This is a genomic window from Paraburkholderia sp. RL17-381-BIF-C, assembly GCF_046026435.1.
GTDB lineage: Bacteria > Pseudomonadota > Gammaproteobacteria > Burkholderiales > Burkholderiaceae > Paraburkholderia.
On sequence record NZ_JARESX010000177.1, the window covers coordinates 1 to 1503 of the forward strand.

Annotated in this window: 1 protein-coding gene; it reads left to right on the top strand. The window is 58.9% G+C overall.

Annotated features, from left to right (window positions below; translation table 11 throughout):
- Nucleotides 1–686: 686 nt before the first annotated feature.
- Nucleotides 687–1139 carry a hypothetical protein gene (locus P0D70_RS36510; protein ID WP_408188097.1) on the top strand — a complete coding sequence of 151 codons (453 nt, stop codon included), beginning with the start codon at nucleotides 687–689 and terminating at the stop codon, nucleotides 1137–1139.
- Nucleotides 1140–1503: the final 364 nt, after the last annotated feature.

Here is a 1503-nt window from a genome sequence, read left to right on the forward strand (position 1 = left end):
ATCGGTGTTCTCGCACATTCGGCGCAAGTGGCAAGGCCGTCATACCTCCCGACTCGCGCTGCGCACTCGCCGGAACGGTCTGCCTTGAAGTGGATTTGTCTGTGCGCCGGGGGGCCGTCGGCTTCGCCTCGGCGTGATGCCAATCATTGAAATGTCAACGCCGGCGATCCAATCGCCAGCGGTCTGACACACCGTGCTGTCCCTTTGGGCGGTTACGCCCTGCCAAGCCTGGCCGCGCCTTCGCGGACGCGATCGCGGCCACGGAGTTGATCGCCATGTGCGTGACGGCCAACAACACCATTTTTTGATGCATTCCCTCGGAAGTTACTTAGTGCGGTCGCCGCGATTCCGACGGAGCGCCTAGGAAATTTCGGAAATGATGGCGGCGCGCACCTTTTAGCTTGGGTAGGTGATCACTGTCGGCACGACTTGTCTAAACTTGGTTTGCCGTCGCGATTGCGATGGTTCAGGTTCGACAGCCTGATGCGTAGAGTAGAACCCGCGCGTCTGTATCGCAGGCGCGCGTTAGCTTAAGCACGCCTCCTTCCCATGGGCGGGCCTTGGCATGGAGACCTACGGGTCTGCCGGTTTGGTTCTACGCCGGTCTGTCGACCTGTCACTGTGCCCGCTCACCACCCTCCACGCGCGTGACGGGCGATCCAGTCAAGTTTCAGGGAGATCGCGCCATGAGTAAATCCATCAAGAATTCTCGAATCACGTCGCGCCCACCCGTTGACGCACTTCAATACGAAAAGCTCGCCCTATCCGCTTTCGGTTTAGTTGAAAGGCAACTAGACCAACTGGACAAACTGATCAAGCTTGCGGCCTCAATAGTTAGGAGTCCGGCAGTGACGCGAGATGAGAGACATAGTCAGCGGAAGTTGCTGGAACTGTTAATCGACACTGGGGAGGATTACCAGCGCGAAGTCGAAATCGACCGTGAGTTGTATCAGGTCATCGCGCTCGACGCGAAGGGCGTTGCTCAAAACCGCATCACAGCGCGACACGCAGCGGACCTTCTCTCGAAGGCTACGCAGACTGCATCAGAAAAGCGCGAACGCATTGGCGCCACGAGAACGCTGGAGAACGGACGGACCCGCTTCCGAACGATCGCGCGAGCAACTACCACGGCACATTGACGGCGCAATGCCCCACTACGACAGGCACCTGAAAAACTAGAAGCACCGCGTCGCCAAAAGCTGAAGCATCGCGTCGCTACGTGACGAAGCCGCCACCTACGCGCCCTAATCGTCTAGAGGGCACTGCGACACTAACCCAAGCGCGAATCATGCGTCCACCATGAGCGCTCTGGTGAACACCAGTGCGGAGCCGCATCAAAAAAAAGAGGTGCACACTACGGCATTTCGCCGAGGCGAAGCCCACGGCCCCCACAGCGCACAAACGCAACCAATGTTTTTGAGCAGACCGTTCCGGCGAACGCGTAGCGTGAGGCGGAAGGCATGACGGCCATGTCACGAAGGCCGAGTGTGCGAGAACGCCGAC

What these genes read in the sequence shown, in the direction of transcription:
- P0D70_RS36510 (WP_408188097.1), top strand. Translation starts at nt 687, where the DNA reads ATGAGTAAATCCATCAAGAATTCTCGAATCACGTCGCGCCCACCCGTT.